This is a genomic window from Pararhizobium gei (assembly GCF_029223885.1).
Lineage (GTDB): Bacteria > Pseudomonadota > Alphaproteobacteria > Rhizobiales > Rhizobiaceae > Pararhizobium > Pararhizobium gei.
In genome coordinates, this window is the sequence record NZ_CP119409.1 from 387348 (window position 1) to 409197 (window position 21850).

The following is a 21850-nucleotide window of genomic DNA, read 5'->3' on the forward strand; positions in this document are numbered from 1 at the left end:
GGTGCGATTGCGTCGAAAGAGATGCTATCCTTAAAGCCTACAATGCTATCAGAAATATGAAAGGCAGGGTTGCACCTCGCGGCGACTTTGTCCATTCCTTCTATACGATCAGGACGTCTGAGGCGCCCAGTGCCGGATGGTTTTGTAGAATTGCAAAAATGACTTCGCCGCCTGTGCCGCTGCCATTGGTATCGTAGGCCAGCGAGCCGTCGCTGGTGTCGTAGACGATATAATCATCCGCATCCTGCGCCACTCCGGTGGACGTCGCCACAAAGTTGGCCGCACTCAGCGCTCCATTTGCGAGCTTCGTGAAAATCTCATGGCTGAGAACGATGACATCCTCGTTGCCCGAGCCGTTCGAGAAGCGCGTGATCGTATCGACATTGCTCGTGGCATCCAGTCTGGTGTCGAAAATGTAGGTATCGTCTCCCTGTCCACCCACGAGGATGTCGTTGCCGCGACCGCCGTTCAGGACGTTCGCGCCGGCATTGCCGATCAAGGTCTGCGCAAGCGCATTGCCCGTCAGGTCAAGGGCGGCTGTGCCTGTCGAGCTGGAGAGCTTGAGCGTCTCGATCTCCTGATTGCTTCCCAGGGCGAACGACACCGTCGATATGACGGTATCGATGCCGCTGCCGAGCGTATCGAACACCTGGTCGCCGGCCTGCTCGACCACATAGATGTCGTCGCCGGCCCCGCCGCGCAGAATGTCGTCACCTGCCTTGCCGTCCAGCTTGTTTGCACCGGCATTGCCGATCAGCTCATTGGCCAGTTCGTTGCCCGACAGGTTGAGTGCCGCGGTGCCGGTGGAAAGAGCAAGCTGCAGCCTCTCGATGTCCTGTCCCGCCGATAGAGAGAAGCTTGTCGTGGCTATGACGAGGTCGATCCCGCCGCCGACGGATTCGAGCACCTTGTCGCTGGCCTTGTCCACCACATAGGTATCGTTGCCATCGCCGCCGCGCAGGATGTCGTCGCCACCCTTGCCGTCGAGCGTGTTTGCCCCGGCATTGCCGATCAGTTGATTGGCAAATTCGTTGCCCTTGAGATAGAGCGGCGCGGTCCCGGTGGAGCTCGCAAGCCTCAGCGTTTCGATTTCCTGTCCTGCGGACAAGGCGTAATTCGTTGTGGAGACGATCACGTCCGTTCCGCCACCCACGGCCTCGAAGACCTTGTCGCCGGTTTCCGCGACCAGATAGGTGTCGTCGCCGGCACCGCCGCCCATGGTGTCGTTACCGCCCTTGCCATCGAGCGTGTTTGCCCCGGAATTGCCGATCAGCTGGTTGTCGAACTCGTTGCCCTTGATCGTCAGCGGTGCTGTCCCGGTGGAGAGGGCGAGCCGCAGCACCTCGACCTCCTGTCCAGCCGCAAGCCCGTAGCTCGTGCTGGCGATCACGATATCGACCCCTTCGCCACCGGCTTCGAAAACCATGTCGCCGATCTCGCCGACCACATAGGTATCATTGCCGCCGCCGCCGCTCATGCTGTCATTGCCGCCGCCGCCGTTCAGCAGGTCATTGCTGGCGCCGCCGAATATCACATTGTTGCGGGTATCGCCCACCACCTCTTCGGGCGACACATCCAGAAGGTTCACGGTCAACACGGTTTCGAGCGTCGCGCCGGATGGATCTGTCACGCGCACGGTGACATCGTGGGCGGCAAGCTGCTCGTAATCGAGCAAAAGTCCGTCGGCAACGCGCAATTCGTTTCCGACGACGGCGAAGCGGCCGCCGGCATTGTCGATCAATTCATAGGTCAGGCTGGAGCCTTCCGCGTCGCTGGCCGCAAGCGTGCCGACAACGGTGCCGTTCGCCGCTCTTTCATCGACTGAAAGACCACTGGCCAGAAGATTCCGGGGCGCATCGTTCGTCCCGTTGAGGGTAATGGTCAGCGTCTCGCTGTCCGTGGCCGATGCTCCGTCGTTCACCGTCAGTGTAAAGCTCTCCGTCACGGTTGTCGTAAGCGCTTCTATCGCGCCATCGTTCGGGCGATATTCATAAGCCCCCGTCACGCTGTTCAAAAGCAGCGTTCCGTAAAGACCGACGCGCTGAATATCGAAACCGCTGACACTGCTTACAGACCGGCCCGCGACGCCGTAGGTCGCCGTGTCGCCACTATCGGGATCGTCTACAGTCAATACATCGCCGACCGTGCCGAAGCCATCATCCCCGCTGGTATCCGTATAGGTGATTTCCGTCACCGGCGCGATCAGGACGGGCGTGTCGTTGGTCGGTGTGACGGTCAACGAAAAATCAGATTTGGCCGAGCTCGAGAAGCTGTCGCTGACGGCAACCTGGAACCCCGCCGAAAGCGTTTCCGAACCGTCATGCCGGAATTCGACCTCTCCCGCCGTCAGCTGGCTGATGGTGAATTTCGTCGCGGACATGCCATTGACGAAAATCGCCCCGTTGGTGATCGAGGTTGCCGTGAATGTGGCAAACGTATTGTCCGGATCGGTAAAGCCGAGCTCGCTGGTCGTGAGCACATGCGCGCCGTTTTCCAGCATCGTCGCCGCAAGCGTGCCGGTCAGTGCCGGTGTGTCGTTGGAAGACCCATCCGGCTCGTAACCGCCAATATTGTCGTTGGTCAGATCGGTTAAATCGACATTGTTGAGGGTGAGGAGTGTGACGAAGGAATAATTGCTTCCGGCAGCGTCGCGATCGACCTGCAGCAGTGTATCCGTACCGTTGTGCAGCAACTGGATATGGCCGCTGGCGAAGGGGTTATTGCCGGAGTAGTTCTGCAGGTTGCCCAATATGCCGTCGAGCTGGATGACATCGCCGCCGTCGCTGGCGGTGAAGTCTGTAATGGTGTTGCTGTCGAAGCTAGTCGGTGTGAAGGTGTCGCGACCGATGCCGCCGGTCAATGTCAAATTGCTGGCGTAGTATAAGTTAATAGTATCGTCGCCTGCTCCCGCATCGATTGTACCGTTGGAACCGTAGGTATAATAGATTTGATCATTCCCAGCGCCGCCACTGATTGTGTTGAGATTGGAAGAGGCGGAGATTGTATCATCGCCATCCCCACCACTGATCGTCGAGTTCGAATTGCCGTTAGCGTTGATTTGATCATTTCCAGCGCCGCCATCAAAGATATTCAAGCCCTGATTGTCGTACAAATAATCGTCGCCGTCGCCACCGTTCAGCGTGTCGTCTCCGAGACCGCCGTGCAGCGTGTCGTTTCCAAGTCCGCCGTCGAGAAGATCCGAACCGTTGCCACCGGTAAGTTCGTCATCGCCGTCGAAACCATAGATCTCGTCGTCTCCGACCGTTCCAGTAAGATTGTTGCCGTCTTCATCACCATTGATGATCTGGCCTGGAATCGCTGATCCGTCAGGCGGGATGGAACCGAAATTATAGGCGTTCAGATCGGTTAAATCGACATTGTTGAGGGTGAGGAGTGTGACGAAGGAATAATTGCTTCCGGCAGCGTCGCGATCGACCTGCAGCAGTGTATCCGTACCGTTCTGCAGCAACTGGATATGGCCGCTGGCGAAGGGGTTGTTGCCGGAGTAGTTCTGCAGGCTGCCCAATATGCCGTCGAGCTGGATGACATCGCCGCCGTCGCTGGCGGTGAAGTCTGTAATGGTGTTGCTGTCGAAGCTAGTCGGTGTGAAGGTGTCGCGACCGATGCCGCCGGTCAATGTCAAATTGCTGGCGTAGTATAAGTTAATAGTATCGTCGCCTGCTCCCGCATCGATTGTACCGTTGGAACCGTAGGTATAATAGATTTGATCATTCCCAGCGCCGCCACTGATTGTGTTGAGATTGGAAGAGGCGGAGATTGTATCATCGCCATCCCCACCACTGATCGTCGAGTTCGAATTGCCGTTAGCGTTGATTTGATCATTTCCAGCGCCGCCATCAAAGATATTCAAGCCCTGATTGTCGTACAAATAATCGTCGCCGTCGCCACCGTTCAGCGTGTCGTCTCCGAGACCGCCGTGCAGCGTGTCGTTTCCAAGTCCGCCGTCGAGAAGATCCGAACCGTTGCCACCGGTAAGTTCGTCATCGCCGTCGAAACCATAGATCTCGTCGTCTCCGACCGTTCCAGTAAGATTGTTGCCGTCTTCATCACCATTGATGATCTGGCCTGGAATCGCTGATCCGTCAGGCGGGATGGAACCGAAATTATAGGCGTTCAGATCGGTTAAATCGACATTGTTGAGGGTGAGGAGTGTGACGAAGGAATAATTGCTTCCGGCAGCGTCGCGATCGACCTGCAGCAGTGTATCCGTACCGTTCTGCAGCAACTGGATATGGCCGCTGGCGAAGGGGTTGTTGCCGGAGTAGTTCTGCAGGCTGCCCAATATGCCGTCGAGCTGGATGACATCGCCGCCGTCGCTGGCGGTGAAGTCTGTAATGGTGTTGCTGTCGAAGCTAGTCGGTGTGAAGGTGTCGCGACCGATGCCGCCGGTCAATGTCAAATTGCTGGCGTAGTATAAGTTAATAGTATCGTCGCCTGCTCCCGCATCGATTGTACCGTTGGAACCGTAGGTATAATAGATTTGATCATTCCCAGCGCCGCCACTGATTGTGTTGAGATTGGAAGAGGCGGAGATTGTATCATCGCCATCCCCACCACTGATCGTCGAGTTCGAATTGCCGTTAGCGTTGATTTGATCATTTCCAGCGCCGCCATCAAAGATATTCAAGCCCTGATTGTCGTACAAATAATCGTCGCCGTCGCCACCGTTCAGCGTGTCGTCTCCGAGACCGCCGTGCAGCGTGTCGTTTCCAAGTCCGCCGTCGAGAAGATCCGAACCGTTGCCACCGGTAAGTTCGTCATCGCCGTCGAAACCATAGATCTCGTCATCTTCATTCGTGCCATCGAGGATGTTGTTGTCATTGTCGCCGTTGATGATGCTTGACATTATCAGTCCTCGATCGCGTTAAAGATGTAGATCCTAAAATGGGTCAGTTACACGGTCCAAATACCGTCACGAGAGCTATTTTAGCGTTCACTGATTCAAGTAATATATTTGACAGGCCGCAACAGATGGCGACGGTATGGGACGATATAATTTCGTCTTGTTGTAATCTGACCAAGTAAAGATGATTAAATCCCATTTGGTCGAGCTGTTGTCAACAAATTGTTAATGATATTAAGATTTTGCCAGGAATATGCAAATCATATTTGGAGATCTAGTTAACTTGCTTTTGAAAAGAGGCGTTTTCGAAAGCCAGACCGCGCATTTTTATTGCAGCGCACCACGCCGATCTTGTCGGTTCCAGCAATGTCGTTTGCAGAGGTCTCGTCGAGCCGTGGTTTATTGGGTCGCGATCCGGGCTAGGCCAGTTTTCGAAAGCTTGTCGCGACACCGGAGAAATGATGTGCCGCCGCCTCTGTGGCCGGCATGCCGATAAATATGGTGAAGCGAACCCCGTCGTGGCTTCGTCGATCGAAGCAGCAACTGCGGTGTTAATTGTTTCAATACGGCTTTGAAAGATTGGTGGAGCTAAGCGGGATCGAACCGCTGACCTCTTGCATGCCATGCAAGCGCTCTCCCAGCTGAGCTATAGCCCCATAACGGGTCCGGCTGAGCCGGTGTCCGGGAAGCCCGTCCGAAGCGCTTGGCCCCAGGCAGGTGCGGCTTCATACTTCCGCTTCCGGAAGATGGCAAGCCGAAAAAGACAAAGGGCAAAGTTTTTCTGAAAAGAGCCCGAAGCCTTTGCGTCCGCGTTCGTGAAATCCAGTCGCGCGGACGCATGTCTTTGAATCGAGGAGCTTAAACCTCGTCGTCGTCGTCAGAGACGCCGATCAGGTCGGACAGGCCGTCCTCGTCGTCCTCGTCTGCTTCCAGGAACGTGTCGTCGTCATCGCCTTCGATCTCGACATCGTCGTCGCCCAGATCCGGAATGTCGTCACCGCCGGCTGCTTCGCTGTCGGCATCCTCGAGCGACACCAGTTCGACTTCGGTGTTCTCGGTGTCGACTTCCGCCACTTCGTCTTCCTCGGCGGCTTTCTCCATCACCTTGGCGACGGACGTCTCTTCAAAGAAGGACAGGGGATAGGATTTGCCGGTATAGGGAGAAACGATCGGATCCTTGTTCAGGTCGTAAAACTTTCGGCCTGTCTCCGGATCGATACGTTTTGTTCCAAGTTCCGCTTTTGCCACGGTCAAAGCCTCTTGAATGGCCGGGAGTACCGGCATTTGCCGGGATACCGGCGTTGTAGGTGAAATGAATTAGCCGGTCCCCATAGTCGTCTTGGCCTGATCTGTCAAAGCTTACTTTGCAGGGTCTTGAAAGTTTCGCTTCAGTGCCCGACGCGTTCAAGCCATATGCCTGTCTAAACTGCATCGTGGCACCGTGAGGGAAAAGAGCCCTTGTCCCAACGTCTCATTGCTGATGGCAATCCACTCCATTTTCCGTTAACAAACCGCGACCAGCAGGCTGTTGCAAGGATAGTTCATGATCATCGCCATCGACGGACCCGCCGCAGCAGGCAAGGGCACCTTGTCGCGCAGCATTGCCGAGGAATACGGGTTCCATCATCTCGATACGGGCCTGACCTACCGCGCCACGGCCAAGGCGCTGATCGACGCCGGCTACCCGCTGGACGAGGAGGCCTTGGCCGAGCGGATGGCCCGGAACGTCGAGCTTGCCGGGCTCGATCGATCCGTCCTGTCGGCCCATTCCATCGGCGAGGCCGCCTCGAAGATCGCGGTCATGCCATCGGTCCGCCAGGCGCTGGTCGAGGCGCAGCGCGCTTTTTCCGTCCGCGAACCAGGCACTGTGCTCGATGGCCGTGACATCGGCACCGTGGTTTGCCCTGACGCTCCGGTCAAACTCTATGTCACGGCGTCGGCCGAAGTCCGCGCCCGCCGCCGCTTCGACGAGATCGTCGCAAATGGCACGCCGGCCGATTATCTGGAGATTCTGGCCGGCATCATAAAGCGTGACGAGCGCGACATGGAACGCGCCGACAGTCCGCTTCGCCCGGCTGAAGACGCGCACTTGCTAGATACGTCCGAAATGAGTATAGAGGCCGCATTCCAGGCGGCGAAGACCATTATCGATGCCGCATTGAAGATATAGTCCGAGACACCATCCCCGCGCCGGATTTGCTCCCTTAACCCTTGGAGCGGATGGTTTTCGGACAGGTTCAACACCAACCCCCGGCGCCTGTGCGGTCATCTGACGGCACATCAGGAGTATTCATGTCTCAAGCCAACCCCACCCGCGACGATTTCGCAGCGATGCTGCAAGAGTCTTTTGCAACACAGGATCTTGCAGAAGGCTACGTCACCAAGGGTATCGTAACGGCCATCGAGAAGGACGTCGCCATCGTCGACGTCGGTCTGAAGGTCGAAGGCCGCATCGCCCTCAAGGAATTCGGCGCCAAGGCCAAGGACGGCACGCTGAAGGTCGGCGATGAAGTCGAAGTCTATGTCGAGCGCATCGAAAATGCTCTGGGCGAAGCCGTTCTTTCGCGCGAAAAAGCTCGCCGCGAAGAGAGCTGGGTCCGTCTCGAAGTCAAGTTCGAAGCCGGAGAACGCGTCGAAGGCGTCATCTTCAACCAGGTCAAAGGTGGTTTCACCGTCGATCTGGATGGTGCCGTTGCCTTCCTGCCGCGTTCCCAGGTCGATATCCGCCCGATCCGCGACGTCACCCCGCTGATGCACAACCCGCAGCCCTTCGAAATCCTCAAGATGGACAAGCGTCGCGGCAACATCGTTGTATCGCGCCGTACGGTTCTTGAAGAATCGCGTGCCGAACAGCGCTCGGAAATCGTCCAGAACCTCGAAGAAGGCCAGGTTGTTGACGGCGTCGTCAAGAACATCACCGATTACGGCGCGTTCGTCGATCTCGGCGGCATCGATGGTCTGCTTCATGTCACCGACATGGCATGGCGCCGCGTCAACCATCCGTCGGAAATCCTGAACATCGGCCAGCAGGTCAAGGTTCAGATCATCCGCATTAACCAGGAAACTCACCGTATCTCGCTCGGCATGAAGCAGCTCGAGTCGGATCCCTGGGATGGCATCGGTGCGAAGTACCCGGTCGGCAAGAAGATCTCCGGTACCGTCACCAACATCACCGACTACGGCGCATTCGTCGAGCTGGAGCCGGGCATCGAAGGCCTGATCCACATTTCGGAAATGTCCTGGACCAAGAAGAACGTTCATCCCGGCAAGATCCTGTCCACGACGCAGGAAGTCGACGTGGTGGTTCTCGAAGTCGATCCGACCAAGCGCCGCATCTCGCTCGGCCTCAAGCAGACGCTCGAGAATCCGTGGCAGGCCTTCGCGCACAGCCATCCGGCTGGCACGGAAGTTGAAGGCGAAGTCAAGAACAAGACCGAATTCGGCCTGTTCATCGGCCTCGACGGCGACGTCGATGGCATGGTGCATCTGTCGGATCTCGACTGGAACCGTCCGGGCGAGCAGGTCATCGAGGAATACAACAAGGGCGACATGGTCAAGGCCGTCGTTCTCGATGTGGACGTCGAAAAGGAGCGTATCTCGCTCGGCATCAAGCAGCTTGGCAAGGATGCGGTCGGCGACGCCGCTGCATCAGGCGATCTGCGCAAGAACGCCGTTGTCTCGTGTGAAGTGCTCGCCGTCAACGACGGTGGCATCGAAGTGAAGCTCGTCAACCACGACGACCTCACCTCGTTCATCCGCCGTGCCGACCTGTCGCGTGATCGTGACGAACAGCGTCCGGAGCGTTTCTCCGTTGGTCAGATTGTTGACGCCCGCGTCACCAACTTCTCCAAGAAGGACCGCAAGGTCATGCTGTCGATCAAGGCGCTGGAAATCGCCGAAGAGAAGGAAGCCGTTGCTCAGTTCGGTTCGTCCGACAGTGGCGCTTCGCTCGGCGACATCCTGGGTGCTGCCCTGAAAAACCGCGGCGGCGAATAGGCCTCTGCCTCTTGAATGAAGAAGCCCGCGGGAAGCAATTTCCGCGGGCTTCTTCTTGCGTTCTTCTCAGTTTCGTTCAGCCAAGGCCGCCCATATGGCGATAGAGGTCATAGGCGTCTGCAGTTTCCTCGCCGTCTGCCCCGTCGTCTTCGTCCGGTGTATTCGCAAACACCTCATCATCGCGGTGTCTTTCTTTGCCGGCGTCACCGCTTGGCGTTTCCTCGTCCTCGTCCGTCAGTTCCTCTTCAGTTTCGTTCGCTGTTGCGCCGTCCACGCCCCTGATCACGGCCGGAAGATAGGGGATCATGGCGAAAGGGAAGGCTTCCCTGAGGAATCCCGGGTCAGGATGGCGCAACAGCGGCACTTCCCGCACGTCCTGGAAGGGGGCCGTGCGGTTGGACATTGTCTTCTGGTCACGGAGTTCGTGTGCCTCTTGGGGATGCATGGTCCGGGCCTCACTCTCGAATTCTGTGGCCTGTATCTCGGTCTGGAGGAGCGGTGAAGCATCGGGCGGACTTTGGCGCGCGTCGCGCGCTGTCATGAGCCGTTCCGAAAATGGCTCGATGCCGCTGCCGCCCGGTGCCTTGAACACGGCGGCAAGACGCTCCGCCGGATCCTTGAGCAGAGGCAGGCTCTCCTTCGTCAGATCCTGAATTGTATCGAACAGGGCTCGCCAGCCGTCGTTTTCGCCATCGGTCGGTCCGTCCTGGCGATTTGCCGGGAGGGACGGCGCTGGCAAAATGGCTTCCTTATCCATCGCCGCGAATTGGACGGGAACCGTATCGAATGCATCGATCGAAACCGGCGCGATCGGCAGGTTTCTGGACTGCGGCTCGGATGCATCGTGTTGCGGAGGCATTCTTGCCCCCGACCAATCCGCTACCGTGTTCAGGATGTCGCGCCAGTCGCCGCTTGTCTGGTCTGTCGCCTGATGCTGTTCCTGATGGTTGCTGGACAGGGCAGGAGACGTTGCCGAGATTGCAGGCTGTGCCTGCTCCATGCGGTAGGCGGGCAGTGCGTTCGTTACCGATTTTGCGGCCGGCAGTCGCAGCGGAAGTGGCCCCGGTTCGGATGCATTATCTTGCGGGGGCATCCTTTCCCCTGACCAATCCGGCACCGTGTTCAGGATGTCGCGCCAGTCGGCGCTTGTCTGACCCATCGCCTCATGCTGTTCCTGACGGTGGTTGGGCAGAAGAGGCGATGTTGCCGAAATTGCCGGCTGTGCCTGCTCCCGGTGGGCAGGCAGTGCGCCTGTTGGCGATACTGACGCTGGAAGCCGAAGCGCAATTGGCTTCGGTTCGGCCGCGCTTTTTCGCAAGGGTTCTTCATCCGCAGCCCGGTCGTTGACCCTGTTCGGCATGTCGTGACGATCGCCGCCACCGTGATTGACCGATTGTTGCACCGCCGTCGTTTGCGCCAGCAGGCCGCCTGTCAAGGCAGCTGGAGCCGGCAATCGCAATGGCATGATCTGCGGTTGGGATGTGCCTTTCTGCAAGCGCGGCCTTTCCGTCCATTCGTGCAGCGTGTTCAAAATAGAACGCTGGTCGCCATGGTGGTGGTCCAACCGTTGACGCTGTTGCCGATCGGGGTCGGGTAGCACGAGAGAATTTGCCGGGGGTGTAGGCTTATCACGCCCGGTCGATGGCGCGACCTGCGATTCGGAGTCGCTTTTGCTGGATAAGGGCGCAATTTCCAGGCCGTCATCCGGCGCCTCCGCAATCAAGGTGGGGTTGCCGTCGTCTATAGTTGATAGATCGTTTCGATCAATTTCGGCCGAAGCGGAGGGTTGCGAACCCGGAGCGGCCACGTCGTCGGGCTCGAATTGGGCAAGGAAAGCCTCCGCGTCAATATCGGCGGATGTGGGTGGAGGCATGTCGGAAAACTTCCTGTTTCCAGGCTCGTTTGTCTCTCCTTCTGGCAAAAGGCCTGCTTCGGAAGCATCTTTCGGGATTTCGTCAAATACCTGGTCTTGGGTATCCGCCGCAGAAGCATTGCCTGCGATCGTGTTCGTCGGCTGGGCCTGACTGTCAGAGGGAACTGCGTGCGGTTCTACCTCCAGGTCCCATTCGCCAAGGTCTTGCGGTCTGAACCCATCGACTTCTGGCGACGGTTGGTTGGTGTGGCCCGGGATGTCGGGGAGGCCCGCGAGGTCCGGGAGGCGCGGGAGATCAGGGAGGGAGGCAAGCTGACCGGACGGACCCCCCGTATTTTCAGTCAAAGACGCTCCATGAACGGCTTGTTCACCCGAAGCGGTTTCATGAGACGGGATCGTCTGACCCAGCACTTCCGCCGCGGTCGCCATGTCCTGCTTATTCACAACCGGGCGTTCTAGGAGCCCGTCTATGGAGGCTGACTGTTGCTGCTCCTCCGGCTGCTCGGTCGTGATGATCGCGTCTGTCGCGGGTGGGGAGTCTGTAGCCTGTTCCAGCTCGATTTCGTAAGCGAGCCGGCTATCGATGTCTCCGGACGCAATTTCCGAAACGAGCGACAAAGCTGCGGCGTCCGCCGCAAGAAAAGCCACTGCAGCCCTCAGGACGGGGAGGGGTTCCTCCTCAATACCTGCGGCGGCCGGAATGGCAAGGTTTTCGGTCCCAAGCTGCAGCGTCGTTCTCGTCGCCTCCGCTTCAGGCGACCGGACGATCGGCATAGTCTGCTCCGAAGAGAAGTTTCCTTTTGCTTCGACGTGACGCGGTGTTGTTTCTCCTGCCACGCCGAAGGCTGCTTTTAACGCCACCTGCAAGGGTTGCGGCCCGGCGGGCAGGGGGAACGCCGCCGGCAATGGCTGCTGGGTTGACGGTTGACGGATTGGTATTGGCAGTGACAGTGTGCCTGGCACTGGGCGGGATATGGCCGGCCTGTTTTCTGCCGGTTGCGTCAGCGGTCGAGGCAGTAGAACCGGCGGCAGCAATCTGTCAGCAAGCCGGGCCGCTTCCACGATGCTCGTGCCCTTGATCGCGTCCACGAGAACTCGAATCGCAATCGTCAGGTTGCGCTGCCCCAGCTGCTTTTCCAGCGCAAGCCGGGCCGCCGGCGGAAGGGTCTCCAGGAAGACGGCGAGCCGTTTTGTGAAGTCGCGCGGCGTCTCGTGCAGCAGCGGCGGAAACTTGAGGATTTTCGACAGTGTTTCCAGCAGCCGTGCAAGCGCTTCTTTCGGCAGGGGTTGGCTGCCAATCATCTGGCGGTTTAAAATCTCCAGGATTTTGAGGATAGCGTCCGACGGGTTAGCGGAGGATCGGGGCGGACGAAGCGTAACGGGGGACGACGTGGTCGCTGCCTGCCGCGCGGGTGTCTGGACAGCGACGGCCGAACCGGTGACGGGGAGATGGGGCATGCGCATCGCGGTCTCCGTCAGGTTCGGTTGAAACAATCCTTTTCGATATCGGGCACCTGCACGCGTTGAAGAGGATAGGAGCGCGTCATGCACATGTCTGTTGCTGGCTGCAGCCGAAAATGATCGCCGATCCACATTCGACTCGGCCCGTGATCAAAGATGATATTGGGCGGAAAACATTGACAGAATATTAACCATAACGGAGGCCTGGATCGTCTGCCTGCAGGGGGCCGCAATATTCGATGCTTGCCGCCGTTTCGGCGCTCGCGTACAGCTGGCGAAGGCAGAATGCTGCCGCAGGCTGCTGCAGAGAATAGGCGAAGATCATGTCCAATCTCATTCTCAATACGGACAGCTACAAGTTCAGCCACTTCCTGCAATATCCGCCCGGAACCTCCGCAATCTCGGCCTATATCGAGAGCCGTGGTCAATATGAGCAGCCCGACGTCCAGTTTTTCGGGCTCCAGATGTTCCTGAAGGATTATCTCGGCAGGCCCGTATCGCGCGCCGATGTCGAAGAGGCAGAGGCAATCGTGCATGCGCATGGCCAGCCGTTCAATCGCGAAGGCTGGATGCATATCGTCGATCGGCACGGAGGCTATCTTCCTCTGGCGATCGAAGCGCTTGCCGAGGGTAGCCTGGTCCGGCGCGGCGTGCCCATGGTGCAGGTCGTGAATACCGATCCGGCTGCGTTCTGGCTCGTATCCCATATCGAGACGGCGCTTTTGCGGGCTGTCTGGTATCCCTCTTCCGTGGCCAGCAATGTCCGGAAGGTCAAACGCATCCTTCAGCCGATGCTCGAAAAGACCTGCGACGACCCTGCCGCTGTCCTGCCTCTCATGCTGCACGATTTCGGTGCCCGCGGCGTTGGTGCGCTGGAACAGGCAGGCCTTGGCGGTGCCGCGCACCTGATCCATTTCCGCGCCACGGATACCATGGCCGGCGTGCTGAATGCGCGGCGTTGCTACGGCGCTTCCATGGCCGGGATCTCCATGCCCGCTTCGGAACACTCGGCCATGACGGCATGGGGCGTCGATCGGGAGGTCGATGCCTATCGGAACATGATAGAGCGTTTTGCCGGCAGCGGCGATTTCGCGGTCGTTTCCGATAGTTTCGACATCGACCATGCCGTTTCGGATGTATGGGGCAGGACATTGCGCGACGAGGTGAGAGCCTCCGGCGGACGGCTCTTCATCCGGCCCGATAGCGGCGACCCGATCGAAACGCCGGTGCATGTCATCAAGCAGCTCGACTACCGCTTCGGCTCGACCTTGAACGGCAAGGGGTACAAGGTTCTGGACAAATCCGTGCGCGTTTTGCAGGGAGACGGTGTTTCCAATGCCGATGTCAGCCAGATTCTCGGCCGGCTGGAAGCGTTCGGCTTTTCTGCCGAAAATATCCGCTTCGGCATGGGAAGCAGCCTTCTGCAGAAGGTAAACCGGGATACCTATTCCTTTGCCATGAAGACAAATGCGCGGCAGGACGATCAAGGCCATTGGCATGACGTGTTCAAACGTCCCGCTACGATGAACGTCAAGGCGTCGAAAGCCGGTCGCCAGGCCGTGGTAGAGGGGCCAAGTGGACTGGAGGCTGTCCGGCTGGATGAGCTGAAGGCCCGTTATAATCATCTCCAGCCGGTCTGGCGCGATGGCGCGCTTCTGAAGGACTGGAATTTCGAGGAAATTCGCGCCCGGGCGTGAAGGCCTTGCGGCTTGCGGTACCGTGCCCCATCTTTTCAGCGCATTGAGTTGAGACTTGAATTGGAGTGTCGAGATGACGGTTCGCCCGCCGCAATCCCTGTCGCATTCTTTTTCCAGGGAGAGCAGCCTCAACCTTCTGGAATACGAGATGATGTCCGAGCGCGCCGACGCGCTTGGCCGGCACGGCTTGAAAGTGGAAAAGGCCATAGCGGCGCTGAGTGCGCTTGCCGACAGTGCCACGTCGCCGGACCGGCGGGAGGCACTGCTGAATGCCGCCGCCGACGAGGTATGGGCCTTCTTCATTCAGAGGGAAATCTGCGGCCTGCGCTCGAACCGCGATGCCGTCGAGAGATATGGCATTCCAAAGGAGGTGCTGGCTCGACTAGGCGTAGTTCGTAAGTCTTGACGCACAAAATCGTAAGCGGCACTTGCCCCAGGATGCAGGCCACCATAGTGCTTGGACTAATGTGGGCGGGCCGACGTTACATTCCCGGTTCTCTCCCGGTTTACGGCCAGAAAACTCGGCGAACTCCAGCCGTCAAAAACGAACAGCGTCCGCCGCTCGCTCGTGACTCACCGTACCCATCCCGGGGACACGGACGTCTTAATTCTTCCCGCCGCGCGGGCACATGCTACAAGCCTACCGCGACGTGTCAGCCGTCGTGGCTTGCCGGATGTCAGTGCCGCGTGCTGTCTTCCATATCCGGCGCAGCCCACATCTTTTCGATGTTGTAGAACTCGCGGATTTCGGGGCGGAAGACGTGGATGATGATGTCGCCGCTGTCGATCAATACCCAGTCGCCGGTTTCCAGTCCTTCGACGCGGGCGTTGCCATGGCCCTCGTCCTTCAGGTCGGTCACCAGATGATCGGCGATCGCCATCACATGCCTGCTGGAGCGCCCGGAGACGACGACCATATAGTCTCCCAGCGCCGATTTTCCGGCAATGTCGATGGTGACGATATCTTCTGCCTTGGAGTCCTCGAGACTGCCGAGAACCAGGTTAAGAGCACGGGTAGCGGCTTCGTCGCTACGATCCGGGCTTTGCGGGAAAATGCGTGTCACATTTCCCTTCGCGTGTACTGTTGTCAGGGGTTTTCCTTTCCAGGTAAACAGAACAGGCACCACGACTCGAAACGTAACCGAGCCGCTACACCAAATGTAGGCATCAATGGGTTAATGTTTCAAGAGGCCGATTGATGAAATCATGCCGGTCACAGGTCAGGATCAGCCCGCAGCGCGGTTGAACTCAACGGCGAGCGGGGGCCGTGAATGAAGGTCCAGGCGGGAGCCTTGCGCCAGGCAAGGCCAGCGGCATGCGCCTCATCGACACGCGCATAATCGAAAGTCTTCGCCATTTTCGACGATAGATAGGACAAGGTTGCACCGGGCCGGTCGATGACGGCGATCGGGAAGGTGCGGGCGATCTTCTGCCAGTCCTGCCACAGGTGGAAATTCTCAAGATTATCGGCGCCCATAATCCAGACGAACCGAATACCCCGGTTCAGCTCGCGGATTCTGTCGAGTGTTCGTGCCGTGTAGCTCTGGCCGAGCCTCCGTTCGAACGCGGTTACCTTAATGCGAGGATCGCCTGCGATCGCTTCGCTCAACCGAATCCTTTCCGAAAGCGGCGCCAGCTGCCTGCGGCTTTTCAAGGGATTGCCCGGCGTCACCATCCACCAGAGTTGTTGCAGTCCGAGACGGCGCAGGGCGATATCGGCCACCAGAACATGGCCGTCATGCGGCGGGTTGAACGACCCGCCGAACAGACCGACCGTCATGCCGCTCTCGACATGCGGCATTCTGAGATATTCCGGATCGACCCTGTCGCCAAGCACTTACGGCCGTACCTGACCCGTGCCGCGCACCCGGTATTTGAACGAGGTCAACTGCTCGACGCCGACGGGACCGCGCGCATGCATCTTTCCCGTGGCAATTCCGATCTCGCCGCCCATGCCGAATTCTCCTCCGTCTGCAAATTGCGTCGAGGCATTGTGCAGGAGAATTGCGGAATCGACCTCAGCGAAGAAACGCTCGGCGACCGCCGGATCTTCGGCAATGACCGCTTCCGTATGAGACGAGGACCATTCGGCGATATGGCTGATCGCGCCGGAGATTCCATCGACCAGCGTCGCCGAAATGATCGCGTCGAGATATTCCGTCGCCCAGTCTTCCTCGGTCGCGGCGATCAGGCCCGGCACGATGGCCTGGATCTCTGCGCTGGCGCGGACTTCGCAGCGGGCATCGCGCAAGGCAGCGATCAGCGGCGCGACGAACACGTCCTTGGCATTCCTGTCGATCAGCAGCGTTTCCGCTGAACCGCAAATGCCGGTGCGCCGCATCTTGGCGTTCACAACGATCCGCTTTGCCATGTCGAGATTGGCCGAGGCATCGACATAGACATGGCAAAGCCCCTCGAGATGGGCAAAGACCGGGACACGCGCTTCGTTCTGGACGCGGGCAACCAGGCTTTTTCCACCGCGCGGCACGATGACGTCGATCGCGCCGCCGAGCCCGGTCAGCATCGCACCGACAGCGGAACGATCGGCCACGGGAACCATCTGGATCGCATGTTCCGGAAGGCCGGCATCCTTGAGACCCATGACGAGGCAGGCATGGATAGCCTGCGACGAATGCAGGCTGTCGGATCCGCCGCGCAGGATAACCGCATTTCCCGCCTTGAGGCAAAGCGCTCCGGCATCGGCCGTCACATTGGGGCGACTTTCATAGATGACGCCGATGACGCCGAGCGGCGTGCGAACCCGCTCGATGTGCAAACCGTTCGGACGGTCCCATTCGGCGATGATATCGCCAACCGGATCCGGCAGGTCGGCGATTGCCCGAATGGCATTGGCCATATCGAGAATTCGGGATTCCGACAGGCTCAGACGATCGATGAAGGAGGCAGCGACACCGGTTTCGCGGGCATTTTCGAGATCGAGCGCATTCGCCGAAAGGATGGCTTCCTTGCGCGCCGCGATATGGTTTGCCATGCCGACGAGTGCTGCATGCTTCCGCTCGGCCGACGCCGTCGCCAATGGCCGGCTGGCGGCAAGGGCCTGTCGGCCGATCCCGGACATCAATTCCTGGATTTCTTTTTTCCTGATGTCGTCAAGCATGGGCGTCCCTCTTCACCATATCCGTTTCGCGCCTTGCCGCAGTCATGACCATGTCATCCCTGTGCACCATCGCAGCCCGGCCGGCATAGCCGAGGATGGTGGCAATCTCGCCCGATTTCCGGCCTGCGATCTGGCGCGCCTCGTCCGCATCGTAGCCGGCAAGGCCACGAGCGATCTCGCGTCCGTCCGTACCGATGATGGCGATCGTGTCGCCCCGGCTGAAGCCGCCGGTGACCTGCCGGACACCTGCCGGAAGCAGGCTCTTGCCGGATTGCAACGCTGTCTCCGCACCGGCATCCACAGCAAGGCTGCCTGATGGCAGCAACTGCCCGGCGATCCAGGTCTTGCGTGCCGTAACGGGCGAGGCCGAGGGCGCGAACCAGGAAGAGCGAGCCCCTGCGGCGATGGCCGACAGCGGATGATCGACCTTGCCGGAAGCGATGATCATCGCACAACCCGCCCCGGTGGCGATCTTGCCCGCATCGATCTTCGTGCGCATCCCGCCACGCGACAATTCCGAGGCGGCACCTCCCGCCATGGCTTCGATTTCCGGGGTGATTTCCACGATCGTTTCGAGAAACCGGGCATCCGGATCAAGATGTGGTGGCGCCGTATAGAGCCCGTCTATATCGGACAGCAGCACAAGAAGGTCGGCACCCGTCATCGTCGCGACGCGGGCGGCCAGCCGGTCGTTGTCGCCATAGCGGATTTCGGTCGTGGCCACCGTGTCGTTCTCGTTGATGATCGGCACCGCCCGCATTTTGAGAAGCTGGCTGATCGTCGCACGGGCATTGAGATAGCGGCGGCGCTCTTCGGTGTCGCCCAGCGTCAGCAGAATCTGGCCGGCGACGATGTCATCGCGGGACAGGCTTTCGGACCAGGCGCGGGCAAGAGCGATCTGCCCGACCGCCGCCGCCGCCTGGCTTTCCTCCAGTTTCAGTGCCCCCGATGCAAGATCCAGCACCGAGCGCCCCAGCGCAATGGCGCCGGAAGACACCACAAGCACGTCAACGCCTTTGGCCCTCAGGCCTGCAATATCCGCGCACATGGCATCCAGCCAGGACTTTCTCAAGCCGGCCTTCCGATCGACGAGCAAGGCCGAGCCGATCTTGATCACAATCCGGCGGTATTTTTCCAGCGGTTTGCGGGTGGCGGCCATGTCAGTCTTCTTCACCGGTATAGGTTTGTGCGGCAACGATGATATCGCGCAAGCCCCGAAGCGTCTCCGTCATTCCGGTGCCAACGATGGCTGACAGCAGCAATGGCGTCTGGCCGCTGGCCTTTGCCAGCGCCTTCTGCTTCTTTTTCAGTTCGGCCGGATCGAGAACGTCGATCTGCGACAGCGCAACGATTTCCGGCTTGTCGATCAGTTCGCCGCCATAGGCTTCGAGCTCGTGCTTGACCGTTTTATAGGCCTTGGCCACGTCCTCTTCCTGGGCGGAGACCAGATGCAGGAGCACGCGGGTGCGCTCGACATGGCCGAGAAACCGGTCGCCGAGCCCGACGCCGTCATGCGCGCCTTCGATGAGGCCGGGAATATCGGCAAGGATGAACTCCCGGCCGTCGATCGTCGCGACGCCAAGGTTCGGATGCAGCGTCGTGAAGGGATAGTTGGCAATTTTCGGGCGTGCGCGCGTGCAGGTGGCAAGGAAGGTCGATTTTCCGGCATTCGGCAAGCCCACGAGGCCGGCATCGGCGATCAGTTTCAGCCGCAGCCAGATGGTTTTTTCGTCACCCTCGAGGCCGGGATTGGCCCAGCTCGGGGCCTGATTGGTCGAGGATTTGAAATGCGCGTTGCCAAAACCGCCATTGCCGCCAGCGGCCAGCCGGAAGCGCTGTCCTTCGGTGATCATGTCGACGATCAGCGTTTCGCTGTCTTCCTCGAAAATCTGTGTGCCTACGGGAACCTTCAGCGTCACATCGGCACCGCCCGCCCCGGTGCGGTTCCGGCCCATGCCATGGGTGCCGGTGCCGGCTTTGAAATGTTGCTGGAAGCGGAAGTCGATCAGCGTGTTCAGGCCGTTGACGGCCTCGATCCAGACATCGCCGCCGCGCCCGCCATCGCCGCCGTCCGGACCGCCGAATTCGATGAATTTTTCGCGCCGGAAAGACACTGCACCAGCGCCGCCGTCGCCGGAGCGGATGTAGACTTTTGCTTCATCGAGAAATTTCATCGCGCTGCCATCTGTTCGTGTATCACTTGGCCTATATGCCGCCATCGATATAGGCGCGGGCCTTGCAGGTCAAAGATTATCGTGATCGGAAGCTGCGGCAGCGCTTTGGCATCGGCTACCTTCACGCATGCACTTCCCGGTGGCGAAGATCCGCGGCAATCGCACCGCGGATCGTCCATTCTCATGGCCTGCGCAGCTTTTCTGCGGTGAGGCGCGTCTCGATATGGCTTACCATGCCGTTGCGCGCCATCGCATAGATTTGCGAGCAGCCGGTGATCTCGAAACCGAGCTTCTCCTGCAGCCTCAGCGAGCCCGCATTGTCGGCAAAAACCCCGGAATGCAGCACGGTGCCGGGCATGCGCCGGAAAAACGGCTCGACGGCTGCATGGACCGCCTCGCTTGCATAACCGCGTCCCCAATGCTGGCGATTGAGCCAATAGCCCAGGTGCCATTGCCCATGCCGCAGTTCGATGCCGACGCAGCCGATATGGCCATCGTCGTTTGCGGTGATCGCCATGATCCAGCCGGCAACGAGCCCCGATCTCTGGCGGACAAGCCAGTCGAGCGCGTCCTGCCGGTGATAGGGCGCCGACACCCGCGCCAGCATGCGTGACACTTGATAGTCACCGAGCGACTGCGCAATCGCATCCGCATCGGACAACCGGTGCGGGCGCAAAATCAGCCGTTCGGTATTGATGACCGGGCAGGGACCTGGACCGGGGCGAAGCGCAAGGCTTGGACGTTCCTGCAAAAGCGCGGTCATCTGAGGCCTCCCCAGCTGCGCAACGACATCCAGGTCTTGCGGTCGAGCCTATACCATTCGACCGACATCATGCCGCCGAGGGCGAGGCTCCCCACCATGCCGGAGCCCTGGAACTGGAAGCCACATTTCTGGATGACCCGCCGCGACGCGATGTTCATGACCCGGCAACGGGCATCGATCTGGTCGATATCGCGCGTGCGGAAGGCCATGTCCGTCAGGGCTTGCGCCGCTTCGGTGGCATAACCCTTGTTCCAGTGCGGCTCGCCCAGCCAATAGCCGAGTTCCGCCGTCTTGCCATCGGGATGCGGTTCGATACCACAGCAGCCGAGGAATGCGCCATTATCCGCTTTGGTTATCGCATAGACGCACTTGCCAATCGCGCCCGTCTTCGTACGGCGTACGAAATCCGCAGCATCGGCCACCGTGTACGGGTGCGGCATGCGCGAAACCATGGTGGCGATATTGGCATTGTTGGCAAGATGGGCAAGGGCGTCGATATCGTCTTCGTGGGGAGCCCGCAAAACGAGCCTGGGCGATAACAATATCGGGCAATCGGTCCTTGACCGTTCCGGCCTCAGCCGTTCCTCCGGCGAGGTCGATATGGAAGACCGGGATTAGTCTTCCCTCAACAATTCGGTTTGCATGGTCCGTCCTCCAAGACGTGAAAAAGGGGAGATTGGGTATCGCCCCATCTCCCCTTTTGATCTTGGCCTGAACGGTCAGCGTCAGCCGGGTCGATGAGACGCCGGCTGTTTTAGAGCGCTACCGGCTTATTCCGCTGCTTCGGCTTTCGGCATCACAGACACGTACACGCGGCCATTGGCCTTCGTACGGTAGTTCACGTTACCGGCCGTAAGCGCAAAAATGGTGTGGTCCTTGCCGAGGCCGACATTGGCGCCCGGATGCCACTGGGTTCCGCGCTGACGCAGGATAATGTTGCCCGGAATGACGACTTCGCCACCGAACTTCTTCACGCCGAGGCGCTTGGACTGCGAATCGCGACCGTTGCGCGAGGAACCGCCAGCTTTTTTATGTGCCATGGATGTTCTCCTTTAAACCTTGGATCCGTTTTCTCAGTTTGCGGCTTCAGCGGCAGCGTCGTCGGACTTCTTGGAAGCCTTCTTCGCCTTCGCGCCGGCAACAGCAGCGATGTCCAAGATGCGGACAGTCGTGTTGTGCTGGCGGTGGCCGCGGGTGCGCTTCGAGTTCTGGCGGCGACGCTTCTTGAAGGCGATGACCTTCTTGGCGCGACCATGTTCCACAACTTCGGCGCTGACAACGGCACCTTCGACAAACGGAGCGCCGATGGTTGCATCGGCGCCAACGCCGACCATCAGGATCTCGGTGAATTCAATCTTGTCGCCTGCGGCGCCTTCCAATTTTTCAATCGTCAGAACGTCGTTGGCTGCCACGCGGTACTGTTTACCGCCGGTCTTGATGACTGCGAACATTTTATATCCTTTCATGTTCGTTCCGGCTCTCCGCCAAAGCGGGGCCGTCTTTTTCTTCAGTCGGACTTGAGCAGACCGGTGCGAGCGCTGTCGCTTTCCGTATCCACCGGTGAACGGGCACAAAATATACCCGGCGCGGTGAGGACAAGCCACACCACTTCAGTGGCGCGAATTACGGCAAGTCCACACAACTGTCAAGATCGAAGATCATGGTTGCCACCAAATTCCCATTGCCAGCCCCTTGTCACACGGCAAAACTGCCGCTATGAACCCGACGCGCTCAACAGCGCAGACCAGTTCATCCGGAGAGGTGGCAGAGTGGTCGAACGCACCGCACTCGAAATGCGGCATACCTGCAAGGGTATCGTGGGTTCAAATCCCACCCTCTCCGCCATCACATGGGTCACTCTTCCCCAATTAGCTGCAAGCCTCTGGGTTCATTCGTGAATTTCT

The 21850-nt window shown here is 59.3% G+C and carries 15 protein-coding genes, 2 tRNA genes and 1 pseudogene; 5 read left to right on the top strand and 13 right to left on the bottom strand.

The genetic code is table 11. The features are described from left to right. Positions 1 to 100: 100 nt before the first annotated feature. The 3 genes from PY308_RS01790 to PY308_RS01800 form a co-directional block, all read right to left on the bottom strand. Positions 101 to 4867 carry a beta strand repeat-containing protein gene (locus tag PY308_RS01790; RefSeq protein ID WP_275787390.1) on the bottom strand — a complete coding sequence of 1589 codons (4767 nt, stop codon included), beginning with the start codon at positions 4865 to 4867 and terminating at the stop codon, positions 101 to 103. Positions 4868 to 5444: 577 nt separating this feature from the next. After that, positions 5445 to 5520, bottom strand: a tRNA-Ala gene (locus PY308_RS01795). 202 nt (positions 5521 to 5722) lie between these two features. Further along, positions 5723 to 6112 carry a TIGR02300 family protein gene (locus tag PY308_RS01800; RefSeq protein ID WP_275787392.1) on the bottom strand — a complete coding sequence of 130 codons (390 nt, stop codon included), beginning with the start codon at positions 6110 to 6112 and terminating at the stop codon, positions 5723 to 5725. Positions 6113 to 6407: 295 nt separating this feature from the next. On the opposite strand from PY308_RS01800, the gene cmk reads away from it, so the two are divergent. Continuing rightward, the gene (gene cmk, locus PY308_RS01805; RefSeq protein ID WP_275787395.1) at positions 6408 to 7034 is read left to right on the top strand and encodes a (d)CMP kinase; all 627 of its coding nucleotides are present in this window, start codon (positions 6408 to 6410) and stop codon (positions 7032 to 7034) included. 122 nt (positions 7035 to 7156) lie between these two features. Then, on the top strand, positions 7157 to 8860 hold the full coding sequence (rpsA, locus tag PY308_RS01810; RefSeq protein ID WP_275787398.1) for a 30S ribosomal protein S1: 1704 nt from the start codon (positions 7157 to 7159) through the stop codon (positions 8858 to 8860). 76 nt (positions 8861 to 8936) lie between these two features. On the opposite strand, the gene PY308_RS01815 is transcribed toward rpsA, so the two are convergent. Next, positions 8937 to 12197 carry a hypothetical protein gene (locus PY308_RS01815; protein ID WP_275787402.1) on the bottom strand — a complete coding sequence of 1087 codons (3261 nt, stop codon included), beginning with the start codon at positions 12195 to 12197 and terminating at the stop codon, positions 8937 to 8939. A gap of 320 nt (positions 12198 to 12517) precedes the next feature. On the opposite strand from PY308_RS01815, the gene PY308_RS01820 reads away from it, so the two are divergent. Next, complete coding sequence (locus tag PY308_RS01820) at positions 12518 to 13891, top strand: nicotinate phosphoribosyltransferase (protein ID WP_275787405.1); 1374 nt, start codon at positions 12518 to 12520, stop codon at positions 13889 to 13891. Positions 13892 to 13964: 73 nt separating this feature from the next. Beyond that, on the top strand, positions 13965 to 14297 hold the full coding sequence (locus PY308_RS01825; RefSeq protein ID WP_275787406.1) for a DUF6665 family protein: 333 nt from the start codon (positions 13965 to 13967) through the stop codon (positions 14295 to 14297). Between the two features lie 271 nt (positions 14298 to 14568). On the opposite strand, the gene rsfS is transcribed toward PY308_RS01825, so the two are convergent. The 9 genes and pseudogenes from rsfS to rplU all read right to left on the bottom strand — a co-directional run. After that, positions 14569 to 15015 (bottom strand): ribosome silencing factor, encoded by a 447-nt coding sequence (gene rsfS, locus PY308_RS01830; RefSeq protein WP_275787409.1) that lies wholly within the window; start codon positions 15013 to 15015, stop codon positions 14569 to 14571. A gap of 89 nt (positions 15016 to 15104) precedes the next feature. Then, complete coding sequence (locus tag PY308_RS01835) at positions 15105 to 15692, bottom strand: nicotinate-nucleotide adenylyltransferase (RefSeq protein ID WP_275790979.1); 588 nt, start codon at positions 15690 to 15692, stop codon at positions 15105 to 15107. 36 nt (positions 15693 to 15728) lie between these two features. Then, positions 15729 to 17009, bottom strand: a complete 1281-nt coding sequence (locus PY308_RS01840; RefSeq protein WP_275787413.1) for a glutamate-5-semialdehyde dehydrogenase — start codon at positions 17007 to 17009, stop codon at positions 15729 to 15731. After that, a complete protein-coding gene (gene proB, locus PY308_RS01845) occupies positions 17002 to 18168 on the bottom strand; it encodes a glutamate 5-kinase (protein ID WP_275787416.1) in 1167 nt (388 codons plus the stop codon). Before proB ends, PY308_RS01840 begins: the two co-directional genes overlap by 8 nt. A 1-nt stretch (position 18169) precedes the next feature. Then, the gene (gene obgE / locus PY308_RS01850) at positions 18170 to 19183 is read right to left on the bottom strand and encodes a GTPase ObgE (protein WP_275787417.1); all 1014 of its coding nucleotides are present in this window, start codon (positions 19181 to 19183) and stop codon (positions 18170 to 18172) included. A 181-nt stretch (positions 19184 to 19364) separates the two neighbouring features. Further along, positions 19365 to 19946: a GNAT family N-acetyltransferase gene (locus PY308_RS01855; RefSeq protein WP_275787420.1), complete on the bottom strand. Its 582-nt coding sequence runs from the start codon at positions 19944 to 19946 to the stop codon at positions 19365 to 19367. Next, positions 19943 to 20548 carry a GNAT family N-acetyltransferase gene (locus PY308_RS01860; RefSeq protein WP_275790980.1) on the bottom strand — a complete coding sequence of 202 codons (606 nt, stop codon included), beginning with the start codon at positions 20546 to 20548 and terminating at the stop codon, positions 19943 to 19945. The genes PY308_RS01855 and PY308_RS01860 overlap by 4 nt, the downstream gene beginning before the upstream one ends. Positions 20549 to 20716: 168 nt before the next feature. Beyond that, positions 20717 to 20986 (bottom strand): 50S ribosomal protein L27, encoded by a 270-nt coding sequence (rpmA, locus tag PY308_RS01865; RefSeq protein ID WP_037096930.1) that lies wholly within the window; start codon positions 20984 to 20986, stop codon positions 20717 to 20719. Positions 20987 to 21088: 102 nt separating this feature from the next. Next, a pseudogene (gene rplU / locus PY308_RS01870) lies at positions 21089 to 21397 on the bottom strand (50S ribosomal protein L21); the annotation flags it as partial. Between the two features lie 304 nt (positions 21398 to 21701). Here rplU and PY308_RS01875 point away from each other — a divergent pair. Further along, positions 21702 to 21791: transfer RNA gene (locus PY308_RS01875), tRNA-Ser, on the top strand. Positions 21792 to 21850 lie beyond the last annotated feature (59 nt).